This is a genomic window from Phenylobacterium parvum, assembly GCF_003150835.1.
Classification (GTDB): domain Bacteria; phylum Pseudomonadota; class Alphaproteobacteria; order Caulobacterales; family Caulobacteraceae; genus Phenylobacterium; species Phenylobacterium parvum.
Genome location: NZ_CP029479.1, coordinates 2,792,372 through 2,811,115 on the forward strand (window position 1 = coordinate 2,792,372; position 18,744 = coordinate 2,811,115).

The 18,744-nt window shown below is 70.7% G+C and carries 20 protein-coding genes; 15 read left to right on the forward strand and 5 right to left on the reverse strand.

The window, feature by feature from the left end; all coding sequences use genetic code 11:
* Positions 1-44: 44 nt before the first annotated feature.
* Complete coding sequence (locus HYN04_RS13155; RefSeq protein ID WP_110451187.1) at positions 45-1,277, reverse strand: argininosuccinate synthase; 1,233 nt, start codon at positions 1,275-1,277, stop codon at positions 45-47.
* 93 nt (positions 1,278-1,370) lie between these two features.
* Between HYN04_RS13155 and HYN04_RS13160 the strand changes: the two genes are divergently transcribed.
* Positions 1,371-1,850: an Lrp/AsnC family transcriptional regulator gene (locus tag HYN04_RS13160; protein WP_199285971.1), complete on the forward strand. Its 480-nt coding sequence runs from the start codon at positions 1,371-1,373 to the stop codon at positions 1,848-1,850.
* Between the two features lie 43 nt (positions 1,851-1,893).
* Here HYN04_RS13160 and HYN04_RS13165 read toward each other — a convergent pair whose 3' ends face one another.
* Positions 1,894-3,819 carry a potassium transporter Kup gene (locus tag HYN04_RS13165; RefSeq protein WP_110451188.1) on the reverse strand — a complete coding sequence of 642 codons (1,926 nt, stop codon included), beginning with the start codon at positions 3,817-3,819 and terminating at the stop codon, positions 1,894-1,896.
* Positions 3,820-3,968: 149 nt separating this feature from the next.
* Here HYN04_RS13165 and HYN04_RS13170 point away from each other — a divergent pair, with 149 nt between their 5' ends.
* The 11 genes from HYN04_RS13170 (at position 3,969) to trmB (ending at position 13,230) form a co-directional block, all read left to right on the forward strand.
* Complete coding sequence (locus HYN04_RS13170) at positions 3,969-4,535, forward strand: NifU family protein (RefSeq protein WP_110451189.1); 567 nt, start codon at positions 3,969-3,971, stop codon at positions 4,533-4,535.
* A gap of 6 nt (positions 4,536-4,541) precedes the next feature.
* Positions 4,542-5,174: a tRNA (adenosine(37)-N6)-threonylcarbamoyltransferase complex dimerization subunit type 1 TsaB gene (tsaB, locus tag HYN04_RS13175; RefSeq protein ID WP_110451190.1), complete on the forward strand. Its 633-nt coding sequence runs from the start codon at positions 4,542-4,544 to the stop codon at positions 5,172-5,174.
* A complete protein-coding gene (locus tag HYN04_RS13180) occupies positions 5,171-5,602 on the forward strand; it encodes a GNAT family N-acetyltransferase (RefSeq protein ID WP_110451191.1) in 432 nt (143 codons plus the stop codon). Before tsaB ends, HYN04_RS13180 begins: the two co-directional genes overlap by 4 nt.
* Before the next feature lie 32 nt (positions 5,603-5,634).
* Entirely contained in the window at positions 5,635-6,042 is a 408-nt protein-coding gene (locus tag HYN04_RS13185; RefSeq protein ID WP_110451192.1) for a Fur family transcriptional regulator, read from the forward strand.
* Positions 6,035-7,387, forward strand: a complete 1,353-nt coding sequence (miaB, locus tag HYN04_RS13190) for a tRNA (N6-isopentenyl adenosine(37)-C2)-methylthiotransferase MiaB (RefSeq protein ID WP_110451193.1) — start codon at positions 6,035-6,037, stop codon at positions 7,385-7,387. Before HYN04_RS13185 ends, miaB begins: the two co-directional genes overlap by 8 nt.
* Positions 7,384-8,337 (forward strand): PhoH family protein, encoded by a 954-nt coding sequence (locus HYN04_RS13195; protein ID WP_110451194.1) that lies wholly within the window; start codon positions 7,384-7,386, stop codon positions 8,335-8,337. The genes miaB and HYN04_RS13195 overlap by 4 nt, the downstream gene beginning before the upstream one ends.
* Positions 8,334-8,825, forward strand: coding sequence for an rRNA maturation RNase YbeY (gene ybeY / locus HYN04_RS13200; RefSeq protein WP_241962634.1), 492 nt, complete (start codon positions 8,334-8,336; stop codon positions 8,823-8,825). Before HYN04_RS13195 ends, ybeY begins: the two co-directional genes overlap by 4 nt.
* Entirely contained in the window at positions 8,812-9,702 is an 891-nt protein-coding gene (locus HYN04_RS13205) for a hemolysin family protein (RefSeq protein WP_110451195.1), read from the forward strand. Before ybeY ends, HYN04_RS13205 begins: the two co-directional genes overlap by 14 nt.
* 2 nt (positions 9,703-9,704) lie before the next feature.
* Positions 9,705-11,324 carry an apolipoprotein N-acyltransferase gene (gene lnt, locus HYN04_RS13210; RefSeq protein ID WP_110451196.1) on the forward strand — a complete coding sequence of 540 codons (1,620 nt, stop codon included), beginning with the start codon at positions 9,705-9,707 and terminating at the stop codon, positions 11,322-11,324.
* The gene (metK, locus tag HYN04_RS13215; protein ID WP_110451197.1) at positions 11,321-12,541 is read left to right on the forward strand and encodes a methionine adenosyltransferase; all 1,221 of its coding nucleotides are present in this window, start codon (positions 11,321-11,323) and stop codon (positions 12,539-12,541) included. The genes lnt and metK overlap by 4 nt, the downstream gene beginning before the upstream one ends.
* Before the next feature lie 83 nt (positions 12,542-12,624).
* Complete coding sequence (gene trmB / locus HYN04_RS13220) at positions 12,625-13,230, forward strand: tRNA (guanosine(46)-N7)-methyltransferase TrmB (RefSeq protein WP_422385671.1); 606 nt, start codon at positions 12,625-12,627, stop codon at positions 13,228-13,230.
* A gap of 12 nt (positions 13,231-13,242) precedes the next feature.
* On the opposite strand, the gene HYN04_RS13225 is transcribed toward trmB, so the two are convergent.
* From HYN04_RS13225 to rlmN, 3 genes are read right to left on the reverse strand one after another with little or no spacing between them, the layout of a single operon-like run.
* Positions 13,243-14,076 carry a S1 family peptidase gene (locus HYN04_RS13225; protein WP_110451199.1) on the reverse strand — a complete coding sequence of 278 codons (834 nt, stop codon included), beginning with the start codon at positions 14,074-14,076 and terminating at the stop codon, positions 13,243-13,245.
* 9 nt (positions 14,077-14,085) lie between these two features.
* A complete protein-coding gene (locus HYN04_RS13230) occupies positions 14,086-14,514 on the reverse strand; it encodes a DUF350 domain-containing protein (RefSeq protein ID WP_110451200.1) in 429 nt (142 codons plus the stop codon).
* An 11-nt stretch (positions 14,515-14,525) separates the two neighbouring features.
* A complete protein-coding gene (gene rlmN / locus HYN04_RS13235) occupies positions 14,526-15,731 on the reverse strand; it encodes a dual-specificity RNA methyltransferase RlmN (protein WP_110451201.1) in 1,206 nt (401 codons plus the stop codon).
* Positions 15,732-15,884: 153 nt separating this feature from the next.
* Here rlmN and HYN04_RS13240 point away from each other — a divergent pair, with 153 nt between their 5' ends.
* From HYN04_RS13240 to HYN04_RS13250, 3 genes are read left to right on the forward strand one after another with little or no spacing between them, the layout of a single operon-like run.
* Positions 15,885-16,889, forward strand: coding sequence for an NADPH:quinone oxidoreductase family protein (locus tag HYN04_RS13240; protein WP_110451202.1), 1,005 nt, complete (start codon positions 15,885-15,887; stop codon positions 16,887-16,889).
* Positions 16,890-16,913: 24 nt separating this feature from the next.
* Positions 16,914-17,783, forward strand: coding sequence for an SDR family NAD(P)-dependent oxidoreductase (locus tag HYN04_RS13245; protein WP_110451203.1), 870 nt, complete (start codon positions 16,914-16,916; stop codon positions 17,781-17,783).
* A gap of 56 nt (positions 17,784-17,839) precedes the next feature.
* The gene (locus HYN04_RS13250; protein ID WP_110451439.1) at positions 17,840-18,700 is read left to right on the forward strand and encodes a DMT family transporter; all 861 of its coding nucleotides are present in this window, start codon (positions 17,840-17,842) and stop codon (positions 18,698-18,700) included.
* The last annotated feature ends 44 nt before the right edge of the window (positions 18,701-18,744 follow it).

The following is an 18,744-nucleotide window of genomic DNA, read 5'->3' on the forward strand; positions in this document are numbered from 1 at the left end:
CTCCAGTTTGGCCGGAGGGTGACATGACCCGCGCCCGGGGGGAACTACCCTCCGGTCCGCCGATCGCGGCGGGCCTGGACCCTCAGGCGCAGGGCGTTGAGCTTGATGAAGCCGGCGGCGTCGCGGTGATCGTAGGCCACCCGGCCCTCCTCGAAGGTGACGAGGTCCTGGTCGTAGAGGGACCAGGGGCTGGTCCGGCCGATCACCGAGACATTGCCCTTGTAGAGCTTGACCCGGACCTGCCCGGTCACGTGCTTCTGCGACAGGTCGATGGCCGCCTGCAGCATCTCGCGCTCGGGGGCGAACCAGAAGCCGTTGTAGATCAGGCTGGCGTAGCGCGGCATCAGCTCGTCCTTCAGGTGCATGGACCCGCGGTCGAGGGTGATGGACTCCATGCCCCGGTGGGCGGCCAGCAGGATGGTCCCGCCCGGGGTCTCGTAGACGCCACGGGACTTCATGCCCACGAAGCGGTTCTCCACCAGGTCCAGGCGGCCGATCCCGTTGTCGTGACCCAGCTGGTTCAGACGGGTCAGAAGGGTCGCCGGGCTCATCCGCACGCCGTCGATGGCCACGGGGTCGCCGCCCTCGAAGTCCATTGTGATGATCGTCGGCTCATCCGGCGCCGCCTCGGGCGAGATGGTGCGCATGTGCACGAATTCCGGCGCTTCCACGGCCGGATCCTCCAGCACCTTGCCCTCTGACGAGGAGTGCAGGAGGTTGGCGTCGACGCTGAAGGGCGCCTCGCCGCGCTTGTCCTTGGTGATCTGGATCTGGTGCTTCTCGGCGAAGTCCAGCAGGGCCTCGCGGGACTTGAAGTCCCACTCCCGCCAGGGCGCGATCACGTGGATGTCGGGCTCCAGGGCGTAGTAGCCGAGCTCGAAGCGGACCTGGTCATTACCCTTTCCGGTCGCGCCGTGGCTGACGGCGTCGGCTCCGGTCTGGCGGGCGATATCGATCTGCTTCTTGGCGATCAGCGGCCGGGCGATGGAGGTGCCGAGCAGGTACTGGCCCTCGTAGACCGTATTGGCCCGGAACATGGGGAAGACGTAGTCGCGGACGAATTCCTCGCGCACGTCCTCAATGAAGATGTTCTCGGGCTTGACCCCGGCGGCCAGGGCCTTGGCCCGCGCCGGCTCGATCTCCTCGCCCTGGCCGAGGTCGGCGGTGAAGGTCACGACCTCCGCGCCGTATTCGGTCTGCAGCCACTTCAGGATGATGGAGGTGTCGAGGCCGCCGGAGTAGGCGAGGACGACTTTCTTGATGCCATGCTTGCTCATGCACACAAGTCTAGGCCGCGAATTGCGAAATTTGATTGCGAAGATGCCATATCGGAGTAGCAGATTGGCATATAGTTCCATCAGAACGAGAACATGACCAACAATCTGCCAGTCCGGCTGGACGCCATAGATCGCCGCATCCTCCGCGCCCTGCAGAGGGACGGGCGGATCCAGAACAATGAGCTGGCGGCGGAGGTCGGGCTGTCGCCTTCACCCTGCCTGAGGCGGGTGCGCCTGTTGGAGGAGGCGGGGGTGATCGAACGCTACGTGGCGGTCCTGGACGGGGCCCGGATCGGCGTTGGCCTGACGGTCTTCGCCCGGGTCTGGTTCAAGACCCAGGACGCCGAGCAGACCCAGAAGTTCGCGGAAATCGTCCGGCAGTTTCCCGAGGTCGTCGAGTGCTACCTGACCACCGGCGACTGCGACGCCCTGCTGCGGATCGTGACGGCGGACCTGAACACCTACTGGCGGTTCCAGGCCGATCACCTGACCCGGATTCCCAGCGTCCAGAGCGTCAAGACTGACGTGCCGATGGAAACCCTCAAGCGCAGCTTCGAACTGCCGATTCCCTGAATCCCCCGCAGTCCGGGCCCCGGCGCGCCGCCGTATCGGCAGGTCAGACGGTGACCTGGGTGCCCAGCTCGACCACCCGGCCCGGCGGGATCTTGAAGAAGTCCGTCGGGTTGGCGGCGTTGCGCATCAGGAAGATGAACAGCTTGTCCTGCCACAGGGGCATGCCCGAGCTGGCCGACGCCACCACCGAGCGGCGGCCGAGGAAGAAGCTGGTGGCCATAATGTCGAACTTCAGGCCCTGCTGGCGGCACAGGGCCAGGGCCTTGGGAATGTTCGGGCTCTCCATGAAGCCATAGGAGATGGTCAGCTTCCGGAAGTCGTCATTGACCGGCTCGATACGGATCCGGTCCTCGTCGCGGACGCGGGGGGTCTGGGCGGTGATGACGGTCAGGATGACGTTGCGCTCGTGCAGCACCTTGTTGTGCTTGAGGTTATGCATCAGGGCGACGGGGGCGACGTCGGGGTCGGAGGTCAGGAAGACCGCGGCGCCCGAAGCCCTGTGGGGCGGGCGCGCCTGGAGCATTTCGGTGAGTTCGGTCAGGGCGACCGAGTCCTTTCGGGTCTTCTCGGACAGGATCCGCGTGCCGGTGTGCCAGGTCCACATGACCACCACCATGAGCGCGCCCGCGACCAGGGGCAGCCAGGCGCCCTGGGGAAGCTTGAGCATGTTCGAGGAGATGAAGACCAGGTCCAGCGCCCCAAAGCCCGCCGCCGCCAGGATGGCGAGCCAGAGGGGTTTCTTCCAGAGGTGTCGGATGATCACGAAGAACAGCAGGGTGTCGACGAACATCGAGCCGGTCACGGCGATGCCGTAGGCGGCGGCCAGGTTGGAGGAGGTCTGGAAGGTCACCAGCAGCAGGATGACGCCGATCATCAGGAAGGTGTTCACCTGCGGAACGTAGATCTGCCCGGCCTGCGTCTCGGACGTCCGGCGGATATCGATCCGGGGCAGGAGGCCCAGCTGAACGGCCTGCTGGGTCATGGAGAAGGCGCCGGTAATGACCGCCTGGCTGGCGATCACGCTGGCCGCCGTCGCCATCAGCAGCACCGGCCAGTAGACCAGGGTGGGCACCATTCCAAAGAAGGGGTTCTCCCGCATCTCGGGATGCGCCAGCACCATGGCGCCCTGGCCCAGATAGTTGAGCACCAGGGCCGGCAGCACCAGGGCCAGCCAGCCCGCCTGGATGGGCGCTTTCCCGAAATGGCCCATGTCGGCGTAAAGCGCCTCGGCGCCGGTGACGGCCAGGAAGACGCTGCCCAGGATGACAAAGCCCACGAAACCGTTGTCCAGCAGGAAGAGCACGCCGTAGTGCGGCAGGAGGCCCCGAAGGACAGAGGGACTGTCGAAGATGTGATAGAGGCCCAGCCCGCCCAGGATCAGGAACCAGGCCGCCGTGATCGGCCCGAAGGCGCGGGCGATCCTGGCCGTCCCCCGGGACTGGACCAGGAAGAGCGCCACCAGGATGGCGCCGGCGATGGGCAGGACAAGTCCGCCGAGCTCGGGGCTCACTCCAGGGGCGTCCCGCAGCCCCTCCACCGCACCCAGGACGGAGATGGCCGGGGTGATCACCCCGTCGCCGTAGAAGAGCGCGGCCCCCGCCATGCCCAGCAGGAGCACCGCTCCCGACCGACGGTTGAGGGCGCGCTGCGCCAGGGCCATCAGGGCCAGGGTCCCGCCCTCGCCCTTGTTGTCGGCGCGCATGATCAGGGCCACGTACTTCAGGGTCACCACCAGGATCAGGGCCCAGGTGATGAGCGAGACGACGCCGAGGACGGAGAGCTCTGGCGAGACATCCGCGCGCGAATGGGCCAGGGCCTCGCGCATGGCGTAGAGCGGACTTGTGCCGATGTCGCCGAAAACCACGCCCAGGGCGCCGACGGCCAGGGCCACGAAGCCTTCCGGCCGGCCGTGGTGGGCGTCCGCAGGCGCGGCAGGTGCGCCGCTGGTAGGCTCGGCCGGATCCGCCATGACTGTCCCCGAGGGGCCTTCGCCCCGCCGCGGCGGCCCGATGCCGTCGTGCGGGGCGCGCGATACACCCTTTCCCCGGCGGGTTCAATGCGCCGGCTTCTGGCCTGGCCGGTCTTGCGTCGTCGGCCGGGAACGGCCAAATCACAGGCATGTTCATCCAGACCGAACCCACTCCCAATCCGCAGGTCCTGAAGTTCCTGCCCGGCCGCACCGTGATGGAGTCCGGATCCCAGGACTTCCGCTCCGCCGAAGAGGCCGCCGCATCGGCCCTGGCGGCCGAGATCTTCGCCCTGGAGGGCGTCAACCGCGTCTTCTTCGGCGGCGACTTCCTGACCGTGGGCAAGGTCGCCTCGGCCGACTGGGACCACCTCAAGGCCCCTGTCCTGGCGGCGATCATGGACCACTTCACCTCAGGCCAGCCCCTGTTCGAGGCGGCGTCCGGGACGGGCGAAGGCGAGGAGACCTATGAGGGCGACACCGCCCAGGTGGTCGCCGAAATCCGCGAACTCCTGGACACCCGGATCCGGCCGGCCGTGGCCCGGGACGGCGGGGACATCCTCTTCGACCGCTTCGAGCCCGACAGCGGGACCGTCTGGCTCCACATGCGCGGCGCCTGCGCCGGATGCCCCTCGTCCTCCGCTACGCTCAAGTCGGGCGTCGAGAACATGCTCAAGCACTATGTGCCCGAGGTGGTGCGGGTCGAGCAGACCCTCTAGGCCCGCGTGCGCGTCCTCGCCCTCGACACCTGCCTGGCGGCCTGTTCGGTCGCCGTCCTCGATGGCGACCGCATCGCAGCCTCGGCCACCGAGGCCATGGAGCGCGGCCACCAGGAGCGCCTTGCGCCCCTGGCCCGGGAGGTGATGGAGCAGGCGGGCCTGGCCTTCGCCGACCTCGACCGGATCGCGGTCACCCTTGGTCCGGGCTCCTTCACGGGCCTGCGCGTCGGACTGGCCTTCGCCAAGGGGCTGGGACTGGCGCTCGGCCGGCCGGTGATCGGCCTGGGCTGCCTTGAAGTGCTTGCGGCCCCCTTCGCAGGTTCGGCGGGCCGCACCCTCGCCCTCCTGCCGGGACGGGGAGAGGCGATCTGCAGCCAGGTCTTCGAGGATGGCGCCGCCCTGGGCGAGCCCGGGATCGGACCCGCCTCCGACCTGGACCGTCTCTCGCCCATCGCCCGGATCGTGGGATCCGCGGACCTCGCCGGAGACGCCCTGGCCGGGGCTGAACGCCGGCCCTCCGCCATCCCGGACATCGCCCTCGTCGCCCGGCTCGCCGTCCACCGGCCGCCGGCGCCCCTTGTTCCCCTCTACATGCGCCCGCCCGACGCTCGCCTGCCGGGCGGCCTGGCCCCGCCATGAGCGTCCGCCGCGCAGGCCCCGCCGACCTGGCCGACCTGGCCCGCCTCCACGCCGCCGCCTTCTCGCCGGGCTGGAGTGCGGCGGAGATCGCCGCCCTCGACGCCCTGGCCCTGGTCGAGGACGGGGTCGGCCTGGTCCTGGTCCGGACAGTGGCGGGAGAAGCCGAGATCCTGACCATCGGGGTCCAGCCTCAAGCGCGGGGCTCGGGCGCTGGCCGCAGGCTCCTGTCGGCGGCCCTCGCGGCGGCCCGGACAGAGGGCGCCGAGGCTGTCTTCCTGGAGGTTGCCGAGGACAACGCCCCGGCCCGCCGCCTCTACGCCGCCGCAGGCTTCGGGGAGGTCGGCCGCCGCCGCGGCTACTATCCGCGGCCCGGGTCGACCCCTACAGATGCCCTTGTCCTGAGGCGGACGCTTAACACGCCGCCCTGAAGCCCCTATCCTGCGCCCCAGGAGATCCCGTCTTGGACCGTATCGAGAACCTCTGCATCGCCAAGGGCATGCGCATGACCGAACAGCGCCGGGTCATCGCGCGCGTCCTGTCCAACGCCCAGGACCATCCCGACGTGGAGGAGCTGCACCGCCGCGCCCACGCCGTCGATCCGCGCATCTCCATCGCGACCGTCTATCGCACCGTCCGGCTCTTCGAGGAGGCGGGCATCCTCTCGCGCCTCGACTTCCGGGACGGCCGCTCCCGCTACGAAGAGGCGTCGGAAACCCACCACGACCACCTGATCGACATGACGACCGGCAAGGTGATCGAGTTCGTCGACGCCGAGATCGAAGCCCTGCAGGAAGCCATCGCCAGGCGCCTGGGTTACCGGCTGGTGGACCACCGGCTCGAGCTTTACGGCCTGCCAATCGATGAGTGATCCCCAGGCCCCGGCGACGCGGCGGCTCTATATCCGCACCTACGGCTGCCAGATGAACGTCTACGACAGCGAGCGCATGGCCGATGTCCTGGCGCCGCTGGGCTACGCCATGACCGAGCGGCCCGAAGAGGCCGACCTGGTGGTCCTGAACACCTGCCACATCCGCGAGAAGGCCACAGAGAAGGTCTATTCCGAGCTGGGCCAGCTGAAGGTGATGAAAACCGAGCGCGTCGCCGCCGGCCTGGGGATGACCATCGCCGTCGCCGGCTGCGTGGCCCAGGCCGAGGGCGAGGAGATCCTGCGCCGCCAGCCCGCGGTGGATCTCGTGGTCGGGCCGCAGGCTTACCACCAGCTGCCAGAGCTGATCGCACGCACCCATCGGGCCCGGGGCGAGCGCCTGGCCGCCGACTTCGCCCCGGAGGCCAAGTTCGACGCGCTGGGTGCCAGCCGCTCGACCTCGGGCGTGACCGCCTTCCTCACCGTCCAGGAGGGCTGCGACAAGTTCTGCACCTTCTGCGTGGTGCCCTACACCCGCGGCGGCGAATGGTCCCGGCCGGCCGAGGCGATCCTGGCCGAGGCCCGGAGCCTGGCGGCCCGCGGCGTGCGCGAGGTCACCCTCCTGGGGCAGAACGTCAACGCCTGGTCGGGTGAGGGCGGCCTGGGCGGCCTGGCCCGCCAGCTGGTCCGGATCGAGGGCCTCGACCGCATCCGCTACACCACCAGCCACCCCCGGGACATGGACGATGACCTGATCGCCGCCCATGCCGAACTGCCCCAGTTGATGCCCTACCTGCACCTGCCGGTTCAGTCCGGATCGGACCGCATCCTCAAGGCGATGAACCGCGGCCATACCGCCGAGTCCTACCTGCGCCTGGTGGAGAAGATCCGCGCCGCGCGGCCTGACATCGCCCTGTCGGGCGACTTCATTGTCGGCTTCCCCGGCGAGCGGGAGTCCGACTTCGAGGCGACTCTCGCCCTGGTGCGCGAGGCGGGGTACGCCTCGGCCTTCACCTTCAAGTATTCCCGCCGGCCGGGGACGCCCGCCGCCGCCCAGCCCGGCCAGGTGGACGAGGCCGTCAAGGACGAGCGCCTGGCGCGCCTGAACGCCCTGATCGAGTCCCAGCAGCGCGCCTTCAACTCCGCCCAGGAGGGCCGGGTCCTGCCGGTCCTGTTCGAGAAGCCCGGCCGTCATCCCGGCCAGCTGTCGGGCCGAAGCCCCTACCTGCAGGCCGTCCACTGCGAGGGGCCGGCCGAGTTGATCGGCCGCATCGCCCCTGTGCGGATCGACTCCGCCGCGCGGATGAGCCTTTCGGGGACCCTCCTGCCCGAAGCCCAGCCCGCATGAGCCGTACGGCCGAATTCGTCACCCTTTCGGATACCGCCGCCCGCGCGGTCGCGGGTCCCTCCAGCCGGCACGCCGCCTTGATCGAGGATGCCTTCGACGTGCTGGTCGAGACCCCCGGCGGAGGAATCTCCCTGACGGGCGATGTTCGAGGGCGCGCCTCGGCCAAGCGCGTGGTCGAGGCTCTCGCCCTGCGGGCCGAGCGCGGGCTGGAGGTCGCCGAGGCGGACGTACGGGTGGCCATCGGCCAGGCCCGGACCGGCCGGGGATCGCCCCCCGGCGCCCTGCCTTCGGGCCGTCGCGGCCCGGTGTCCCCGCGCACTCCGGCCCAGGCCCGCTACCTCGACACCCTGGCCAAATGCGACCTGGTCTTCGGCCTCGGCCCCGCCGGCACCGGCAAGACCTTCCTCGCCGTGGCGGCGGGCGTCGGCGCCCTGCTGCGCGGCGATGTCGAGCGGCTGATCGTCTCCCGTCCCGCGGTGGAGGCGGGCGAACGCCTGGGTTTCCTCCCGGGCGACCTGACCGAGAAGGTCGATCCCTACATGGCCCCGGTCTGGGAGGCCCTGACCGACATTCTGGGCGTGGACCAGTTCCGCCGCCGCCGCGAGAAGGGCGAGATCGAGCTGGCGCCCATCGCCTTCATGCGCGGCCGGACCCTGTCGCACGCCTATGTGATCGTCGACGAGGCCCAGAACTGCTCGCGCATGCAGATGCGCATGGTCCTGACCCGGCTGGGCGAGGGCGCGAAGATGGTCGTCACCGGCGACCCCAGCCAGATCGACCTGCCCCATCCGCGGGACTCAGGCCTGGCCCACGCCGTCTCCCTCCTGGAGGGCGAGAAGGGGATCGGCGTCGCCCGGTTTGGACCCGAAGATGTGGTCCGACACCCCCTGGTCGAGCGGATCGTCCGGGCCTACGAGGCCGACGGCCGCCGACCGGACCCGGGGTCGTGATCCCGGAAGCCGGGCTAGCCGGGATCGAGGTCCTGGCCGAGGCGGAGGCCTGGGAGGGCGCCCTTCCCGATCCAGAGGGGTTGGCCATCCGCGCCGCCGAAGCCGCCCTGGCGGCGGCCGGGGCCCGGGGGGGTCTCGCCATCCTTCTCGCAGATGACGCCCGGCTGGCCGAGCTGAACCTCGCCTTCCGGTCCAAGTCCGGCCCCACAAACGTCCTGTCCTTCCCGGCCCCCGAAAACCCCGAAGGCTGGCTGGGCGACGTCGCCCTGGCCTACGGGACCTGTCGTCGGGAAGCCGAGGCCCAGGGCAAGCGCCTGGAGCATCACCTGCAACATCTCGTGGCGCACGGGGTGCTGCATCTTGTAGGCTACGACCACGAGGGCGACGCCGAAGCGGCGGAGATGGAGGCTCTCGAAGTCAAGATCCTGGCGGGGCTTGGGGCGCCTGACCCCTACGCCGCCGAAAGAGGAGACCATGGCCAGTCGTGACGCGTCCGCCCCGGAGGGGCGACAGGGGAGGGGTCCCGGAGGCTGGCTGCGCCGGCTGCTCGGGACCCGCAGCCAGGATTCCACCGCCACCGCAGCGGAGGCCCTTACGGAGTCGGCGGGCGGCCGCCTGGTCGACCAGGCCCAGGCCTTCCAATCCCTGCGCGTGGATGACGTCATGACCCCCCGGGCGGACATCGTGGCGGTGGAGGTCGACACCCCCTTCGATGAGGTCGTGGCCCGGTTCCTAGAGGCCGAGCATTCGCGCATGCCGATCTACCGCGAGACGCTGGACGACCCCCTGGGCGTCGTCCACGTCAAGGACGTCTTCAAGCAGATGGCCACCGGCGCCCGGCCCAAGGCCCGGCGGGGCGGGGCTGCGGACTCCGGGCTCATGCGCCTCAAGCGCGACGCCCTCTATGTGCCGGCCTCCATGCGCGCCGCGGACCTGCTGCTGCGCATGCAGGCGACCCGGACACACATGGCCCTGGTGATCGACGAGTTTGGCGGCACGGACGGCCTAGTAACCCTGGAGGACCTTGTGGAGGCCGTGGTCGGCGAGATCGACGACGAGCACGACGAGGCCCAGGCGGCGGGGGTCCAGGAGAGGGCGGACGGCGTCTTCGAGGCCGACGCCCGGGCCCCCCTCGAAGAACTGGAGGCGGCCCTGGGCCGCGACCTCGCACCGCCTGACCTCGACGAGGAGATCGATACGGTGGGCGGCCTGGTCGCCGCCGTGGCCGGGCGGCTGCCGCGGCGCGGCGAGGTCATCGCCTATCCCGAGGGCTATGAGATCCAGGTCCTCGACGCCGATCCCCGGCGGATCAAGCGGGTGCGGATCCGTCCTGCGCCGCCGCCGGCTGCTGCCGGCGTGGACTGACCTTGCCGGACCGCGCCTTCGCCGTCGCTGGTCTGGCCGCCCTGGCGGGCGGCCTGCTGGCGGCCCTCGCCTTCCCGCCCTATGGCTTCCTGCCCGGCCTCGCCGGATTCGCCCTTATCCTCTGGTCCCTGTCCCGGCCCGCCGGTCGCCCTGTGCGCGCCGCGGCCCTGAGGGGAGGCCTTGCGGGCCTTGGCTACTTCGCCGTCTCGGTGAGCTGGATCGTCGAGCCCTTCCTGGTGGACGAGCGCACCTATGGCTGGATGGCGCCCATCGCCCTGGTCCTCATGGCCGGCGGCCTGTCCCTCTTCTGGGCGGCGGCGGCGGCCGTCTGGGGGCGGCTCGGCGCCCGGGGCCTTCCCGGCCTCCTGGCCTTCGCCGCCTGCCTCTCCGGCGCCGAATGGCTGCGCGGCCACGTCCTCACGGGTTTTCCCTGGAACCTGCCCGGCGAGGCCTGGCCCGCAGGCTCACCCCTCTCGCAAGGCGCAGCCCTGGTCGGCGCCTATGGCCTGACCTGGGTGACCCTGGTCCTCTGCGCTTCGCCCGCCTGGATCCTGGCCCCCGGCGAACCGGCGCGGCGCACCGCCCGGATGGCGGCGGTCGCCGGCGCCTTCCTGGCCTTCCACGCCTGGGGCCAGGCGCGGATCGCCGACGTCCCCGCCGGGCCTCCAGGTCCCCTGGTGCGGATCGTCCAGGCCGATATCGACCAGAAGACCAAATGGCGCCCCGAGAACCTCGAGGGAATCTTCCGGACCTACCTGGACCTCACAGGCCGCCCCTCGGCAAAGCGTCCAGCCCTCGTCGTCTGGCCCGAGGGCGCCCTGCCGGCGGTGATCAACGACCTCCTGACGCCGGGTTCGCCCTGGCGCGGCGCCCTGGCCCAGGCCCTTGCGCCGGGGCAGGTCCTGGCCATGGGGGCCAACCGGGTCGAGCTGGATGACCGTGACGCCCTGACCTACCGCAACAGTCTCATCTTCCTGGAGGGAACCGGCCAGGACCTCGCCCTGGCGGGCGTCTACGACAAGCACCGGCTGGTGCCCTTCGGTGAGTTCCTGCCCCTTGGCGACCTTGCTGGGCGGATCGGCCTTCGCAGCCTTGTCCACATGCCCGAGGACTTCACCGCCGGGCCGCCGCCCGTCCCCCTGACCATCCCGGGTCTGCCGGGCGTCCAGCCCATGATCTGCTACGAGGCCCTCTTCCCGGGCTTCACCCGCGCTGCAGGCCGCCGCGGAGGCGCCCGCCCCGACTGGATCCTCAACGTCTCCAACGACGCCTGGTTCGGCCGCGCCTCGGGGCCCTGGCAGCATCTCAACATCACCCGTTACCGGGCCATCGAGGAAGGCCTGCCCATCGTCCGCTCGACGCCGACCGGAGTCTCGGCGGTAATCGATTCCAGCGGTCGGACGGTAGGCCCGGTGCTCGGGCTGGGCGCTTCAGGCGTGATCGACCTGCCCCTGCCGCCGCCCCGTCCGCCGACACCCTATGTCCGGTGGGGCGACCTGCCCTTCCTGCTCCTGCTGGTCCTGTCCGCCGCCCTTGCAGGACATAAAGAAATCTTTATAGGTCTCGCGAACCGCCAGCGCCGGTCCAGGGCGCGCCGCGATCCAGACGGAGCCGTCCCGTGACCCGCCCCTCCTATATCTTCACCAGCGAAAGCGTTTCCGAAGGCCATCCCGACAAGGTCGCCGACCGGATCTCCGACACCGTCGTGGACGCCTTCATCGCCGCCGATCCCGAGGCCCGGGTGGCCTGCGAGACCCTGGTCACCACCAACCGCATCATTCTGGCGGGCGAGGTGCGCGCCTCGCGTCCCGGCGCCGGCAAGGCCGAGAACAAGGCCTTCACGCGCGAGCTGATCTCGTCCCTCGAGCCCCGCGTCCGGGCCGCCGTGAAGGATATCGGCTACGAGCAGAAGGGTTTTCACTGGGACAAGGCGAAGTACGCCTGCCATCTGCATGGCCAGTCCGCCGACATCGCCCAGGGCGTGGACGCGACCAACTCCAAGGACGAAGGCGCCGGCGACCAGGGCATCATGTTCGGCTACGCCTGCGACGAGACCCCCGAGCTGATGCCGGCGACCCTGCAGTACTCGCATGAGGTCCTGCGCCGCCTGGCCGCCGCCCGGCACTCCGGCGAGATGCCCTTCCTCGAGCCCGACGCCAAGAGCCAGGTCACCCTGGCCTACGAGAACGGTCGGCCGGTCGCGGTCACCCAGCTGGTCATCTCCACCCAGCACGCCAAGCGCATTGGCCTGAGGCTCGCCACCCCGGCCCGGGTCAAGGACGCCATTCGCCCGCTGGTCGAGAGCGTCTTCCCGGACGGCCTTCTGACCCGCAAGACCGTCTGGCACGTGAACCCCACCGGCCGCTTCGTCCAGGGCGGTCCTGACGGGGACGCCGGCCTGACCGGGCGCAAGATCATCGTCGACACCTATGGCGGCGCAGCCCCGCATGGCGGCGGCGCCTTTTCCGGCAAGGACCCGACCAAGGTGGACCGTTCCGCGGCCTACGCCTGCCGCTACCTCGCCAAGAACGTGGTGGCCGCGGGCCTCTCCCGTCGCTGCACCATCCAGATAAGCTACGCCATTGGCGTCTCCACCCCCCTCAGCTTCTACGTCGACCTGCACGGCGAGGGGCAGGTCGACCCGGCGAAGCTGGAGAAGGCCCTGCCCGACCTGATCGGTGGGGCGACCCCGGCGGCCATCCGGCGTCACCTCGGGCTCAATCGTCCGATCTACGCCCGCACCGCGGCCTACGGCCACTTCGGCCGCGAGCCCGATTCGGACGGCGGCTTCTCCTGGGAGCGGACGGACCTGGTGGACGCCCTCAAGGGCCTGGCCTGACACGACGCGTGGACACCCCGCCGCCCCTGCGGTCCTTCGGACGGATCCGCTCGCGCACCCTGAAGCCCCGCCAGGCCTCCCTGATGGAGACCCTGCTGCCGGCCCTGCGTCCACCGTCTGAGGGGCCTGTAGACCCTGCGGCGCTCATGCCTGGCGCCCGCGAGACCTGGCTGGAGGTCGGGTTTGGCGGCGGCGAGCACATGGCCGCCCAGGCCGCGGCCCGGCCCCAAGTCCTGGTCCTGGGCGCCGAGCCCTTCCTCAACGGGGTCGCCAGCGCCCTGCGGCACGTCGACGAGGCGGGGCTGAAGAACGTCCGGATCCATGACGGTGACGCCCGAGACCTGATGTCGCGCCTGCCGGACAGCTGCCTGGACCGCCTCTTCGTCCTGTTTCCCGATCCGTGGCAGAAGGCCCGGCACCACAAGCGCCGGCTCGTCAGCCCGGCCTTCGCCGACGAGGCCGCCCGGCTTCTCAAGCCGGGGGGGCGGCTGCGCCTGGCCACCGACTGGGCGGATTACGCTGACCAGATGCTGAAGGTCCTCTTGGCCGAGCCCCGGTTCGACTGGCCCGCCCGGAGCGCGGCCGACTGGCGCGAGGCCCCCGCGGACCATGTTCGGACCCGCTACGAGGCCAAGCGCCTCGGCGACTGCGAACCTGTCTGGCTGGATTTCGTCCGCCGCCCGGACTGAAGCCACCCCGCCTCAGGCGGCGTCCAGGCAGATGACCCGCGCCACGCGCAGGTCGCGCCTCAGGCTGTCGGCCACGATGCCGTAGTTGGTGGTGGTCACGGATTCCCCCACCGCCCCCGCCTCCGGCCGTTCGTTGGCGGCCCGCAGGGCCCGGACCAGGGTTTCCGGCGAGGTGGTGTAGATGCGGCCCCGGCGCGGGGACTCCGCCACCGTAACGCCGATCACCCTTCCCGCGTCGTCCAGGGCGGGCGCCCCTGACAGCCCCGCAAGGCTCCCCCGGAGCTGGTCGGTGCGGCCGGTCTCGGCCCAGACCAGGACCGGCTCCGTCCGTTCGCCGTGCCCGCGGATCACCATGTTTTCGCGGCCGATCAGGCGCGAGGTCGCCTCTCCGGGGCGGCCCTGGGGAAAGCCGGGGTGGTAGGCGCGGTCACCCCGCCTCAGGGTCCGCCCCACCGCCACGGGCAGGGCGGCGGCGCCGCCCTCGGTGGTCAGGACGGCGACCTCGCCCTGCGGGTCGATCCGAACCTCGGCGGCCACGCCGCGCCCTTCCGCCACCACGACGGCGGCGCGCCGGCAGCCGTCCACCACATGACGGGCTGTGATCCAGACCCCGCGTTCGTCGATGGAGAAGGCGGTGCCGGACCCCGGCTCCGGCGTTGCGGGCGCCTCGACGATCACCGAGGGATCAAAGGGCGAGGCGGGGCCCAGGGGAAGGCCCTCCCCGGCCGCGGGCGGCGGCGGGGGTGGAGGCGCATCCGCCCGTTCGCGCCGGGTCACGGCCACGATGACGACAGCCACGATGATGGCCAGGTAGACCAGCCAGTCGCTGAGGCGCGGGAAATGCACGCCGGCCCCCTACCCCGCGACGGCGGCGGCCAGGACCACGGCCGAGGCGAGCTTGGCCCCGGCCAGCAGGGCGGCGGCGGCCATTTCCCCATGCTGGATGCGCTCGGGCAGGCCCTTGAGAAGCAGGTCCACCAGTCGGAAGACCAGCAGCTGCACCACGACGGTGGGCGCCCCCCACATGATGATCTCGAGAAGGGAGGCCGAGGCGGTCATGGCTGCGGCCAGGGGCAGGGCGAGGCCCGCCAGGACGCCGCCGAAGGAGATGGCGGCGGCGGTGTTGCCCTCACGGATCAGGGCGATTTCGCGATGCGGCGTCAGGAGGGCGTAGAGCGCTGCGCCGGCGGTCAGGATCAGCAGGGTCGCAGCGGCGTGCAGCAGGGCGAGGGGAAAGCCGGCGGCAAAGGCCAGGATCTCGGGTGAGGCGATGGGGGCGGGCATGCGAACTCCGTTCAGTCGGGTTTCCCGGAGGCGTCGCCGTCCGGGTCCGGGGCCGCCTCGGCGGCGCGTTCCCGGGCGCGGCGGACCGAGGCGCGCTCCTTCTCGCTCTCGCTCTTCAGCTGGCCGCAGGCGGCCAGGATGTCGCGCCCCCGGGGGGTGCGGATGGGAGAGGCGTATCCGGACCGGTTCAGGATGGCGGCGAAGGCCTCGATGGCGCCCCAGTCGGAGCAGGCGTAGGGACTGCCCGGCCAGGGATTGAAGGGGATCAGGTTGATCTTGGCGGGGATGCCGGCCAGCAGCCTCACCAGGGCGCGCGCCTCGGCCGGGCTGTCATTGACCCCCTTCAGCATGACGTACTCGAAGGTCACCCGCCGGGCGTTGCCCAGGCCGGGATAGGCCCGGATCCCGTCCATCAGTTCGGCGATCGGATACTTCCGGTTCAGGGGCACCAGCTCGTCGCGCAGGGCGTCGTTCGTGGCGTGGAGCGAGATGGCCAGCATGGCCTGGGTCCGCTCCCCGAGGGCCTTCAGCTGGGGGACAACGCCCGAGGTCGAGACGGTGATCCGCCGCCGGGAGATGGCGATCCCCTCGTGGTCGGCGATGATGTCGATGGCGTCGGCCACGCTGTCGAGATTGTAGAGCGGCTCGCCCATGCCCATGAAGACGATGTTCGAGAGCCGGCGGTCCTCCTTGGGCGAGGGCCATTCTCCCAGCTCGTCCCGGGCCACCTGGACCTGGGCGACGATCTCCGCGGCGGTCAGGTTGCGCACCAGGGGCTGGGTGCCGGTGTGGCAGAAGGTGCAGTTCAGGGTGCACCCGACCTGGCTGGAGACGCACAGGGCGCCGGACCGGCCGACATCCGGAATGAAGACGGTCTCGACCTCGACGCCGGGCGCCATTCGGATCAGCCACTTCCGCGTGCCGTCCACCGAGACCTGGCGCTCGACCACCTCGGGGCGGGACAGGTCAAAGGCCTCGGAGAGGGCCGCCCGCAGCTCCTTGGCCACGTCGGTCATCTGGGCGAAGTCCGTGACACCGTAGTGGTGCATCCAGCGCCAGAGCTGGGTGGCGCGCATCCGGGCCTTGGCCTGGGGCACAAGTCCCGCCTCGACCAGGACGTCGGCCAAGCCCTGCCGGGTCAGGCCGGTCAGGTTCGGCCGCCGCGCACGGGCGGCGCCCGCCTCGCGGGCCCGGGAAAGATCAAGGGTGACGGTCACGGAAGCCTCGGCGCCAGGAGGGCGGAATATAGGCGAGGCCGGGACGGCCGCCAAATCCTGCGATTCCCGCCCTCGTGAGGCTTCCGCGAGCCGGGCGGCTGGGCTAGCGTGCGCGGCCATCGCCTGAGGCGACAGAAACATGGGGAGAGAGACATGAAAGCGGTCCTGAGCAAGGTCGTCGGCGGGCCCGAGACCCTGGTGATCGAGGACATCCCCGCCCCGACCCTCCGCCCCGGCTGGGCGCGCGTGCAGGTCAAGGCCGTGGGCATCAACTTCCCCGATGTCCTCATCATCGAGGACAAGTACCAGTCCAAGCCCCCCCGTCCCTTCGCCCCCGGCGGCGAGGTCTCGGGCATCGTCACCGAGATCGCCGAGGGCGTCACCGAGGTGAAGGTGGGCGACCGGGTCCTGGCCCAGATCGGCCATGGCGGCCTGGTCGAGGAGATCGCGGCCCCCGCCGGGCGCCTCACCCCCATCCCGGACGCCATGCCCTACGACGAGGCGGCCGCCTTCATCCTGACCTACGGGACCTCCTATCACGCCCTGAAGGACCGCGGGCATCTCAAGGCCGGCGAGACCATGCTGGTCCTGGGCGCCGCCGGCGGCGTCGGCCTGGCGGCCGTCGAGCTGGGCAAGGCCATGGGCGCACGGGTCATCGCCGCCTGCTCCACCCAGGAAAAGGTCGACCTCGCCATCCGCCACGGTGCGGAGTCCGGCGTGGTCTACGGCCGCGGCCCCTTTGACCGCGACGGCCAGAAGCAGCTTTCCCAGCTCTTCAAGGAGGCCTGCGGCGAGAAGGGCGCGGACGTGATCTACGACGCCATCGGCGGCGACTACGCCGAGCCGGCCCTGCGCTCAATCGCCTGGGAAGGCCGCTACCTCGTCATCGGGTTCGCCGCCGGCGAGATCCCGAAGATCCCTCTGAACCTGCCCCTTCTCAAGGGCTGCGACATTGTCGGCGTGATCTGGGGCAACTGGACGGCCCGCAATCCGGACCTGTTCCAGAAATCCAACCTCGAGCTGATCGACCTCTACGCCCAGGGCAAGATCCGGCCCTACGTGTCCGAGCGCTTCCCCTTCGCGAAGGCCGCGGACGCCATCGCCCACCTGGGCAGCCGCAAGGCCATGGGCAAGGTCGTCGTCACCCTCGGCGACTGACGGAAACGGGACAGGAGAACGGACATGGCCGGACGGCTTGAAGGCAAGGTGGCGATGATCACGGGGGCGGCCTCCGGCATTGGCCTTGGGACCCTGGAGCTCTTCGTCTCGGAGGGGGCGAAGGTGATCGCGGCCGACGTCCAGGATGAGAAGGGGGCCATGCTGGAGCGCCGGTTCCCCGACGCCGTGCGCTATGCACGCTGCGACGTCACCGCCGAAGCGGACATCGTCGCGGCCGTGGCCCTGGCCGAGAGCGCCTTTGGCGGCCTGGACATCCAGTTCAACAACGCCGGCATCTCCGACCGGATGGGCGCCATCACCGAGGTGACCGCCGACGGCTGGAACTGGATCTTCGACATCCTGGTCCGCGGGCCGGCCCTGGGCATGAAGCACGCGGTTCCCGCCATGCTGAAGCGCGGCGGCGGGTCGATCATCAACACCGCCTCCATCGCCGGCCTTCAGGCGGGCTGGGGCCCGATCGCCTACTCCACGGCCAAGGCCGGGGTGGTGCACATGAGCCGCTGCGCCGCGGCCCAGCTGTCGCCCCAGGGCATCCGGGTCAACGCCATCTGTCCCGGCCTGATCGCCACCTCCATCTTCGGCGCCACCATGGGCATGACCCGGGACGCCGCCGACCAGATGGCCGCCCTCGTGGCCCAGAACGCCCAGATCGCCCAGCCGGTGAAGAAGCCGGGCCTGCCGCAGGACATCGCCCAGGCGGCCCTCTACCTGGCCTCCGACGCCTCGGCCTTCGTGACCGGGACCCACCTGGTGGTGGACGGCGGCATCACGGTGGGCTCGCGGCACAGCTGGGATCCCGAGGCGGGTTCGCCCTTCGCGGCGATCTTCGGGGAGTCCCTCATGCAGATGGCCCCGGGCTCCGGCCAGGGTTGAACCGCGCCGGCGCCGCCTTCGCCGCCCTGTCGCCCAACGTCCGGGGCGCCCTCTGGATGACCGCGTCGGCCCTGGCCTTCACGGTCATGTCGACCCTGATCAAGTACCTGGGCGAGGGCTATTCGCCGGGGCTGCAGACCTTCTACCGCCAGGCGGCCGGTTTCTTGATCCTGCTGCCGATCATCCTGCGCCATCGGTCGACGGCCTTCGCCACCAGCCGCCCCGGCCTGCTGATCTTCCGGGCCGGGGCGGGCACCCTGGGCACAATGCTGTCCTTCTACGCCTTCCAGAACATGCCCCTGGCGGACGCCAACGCCCTGTCCTTCACCCGCAGCCTCTGGCTGGTGCCCCTGGCCGCCTTCGTGGTGGGCGAGCGGATCGGGCCCCTGCGCATCTTCGCCGCCCTGGCGGGTTTCGTTGGCGTGCTGATCATGGTCCGTCCTGGCGCCGGGGGGCACTTCGCCCTCGGCCTGCCGGCCCTGGCCATGCTGGCCTCGTCCTTCCTCTTCGCCCTGACGGTGACGGGGATGAAGGTCCTGACCCGGGATCACGCCCCGACCGTCCTCCTCGTGTGGGCCGCAACGCTGGGGATGGTCTTATCGATCCCCGGGGCCCTCCTGTCCTGGCGCTGGCCCGAGCCCGTGGACCTCGCCCTCTTGTCCATGATGGGAATCATGGGCACCGCGACCCAGGCCTTCTATATCCGCGGGATGGCCGCCGGAGACGCCGCCGCCATGGCCCCTGTGGACTACATCCGGCTGGTCTTCGCCGCCGCCGTCGGCTTCCTTTTGTTCGCCGAGGTCCCGGGGGTCTGGACGATCGTCGGGGCCGCCGTGGTGGTGGCCTCCACCCTGTTCATCACCTGGCGCGAGCACGCGGCCTCGCGCAGGGGCGCCGTCGGCGCCGAGCCCGTCTAGGCGTCCGCCCCGCCCTCCCCTAGGGTGGAGAGCAGGGCCCCGGA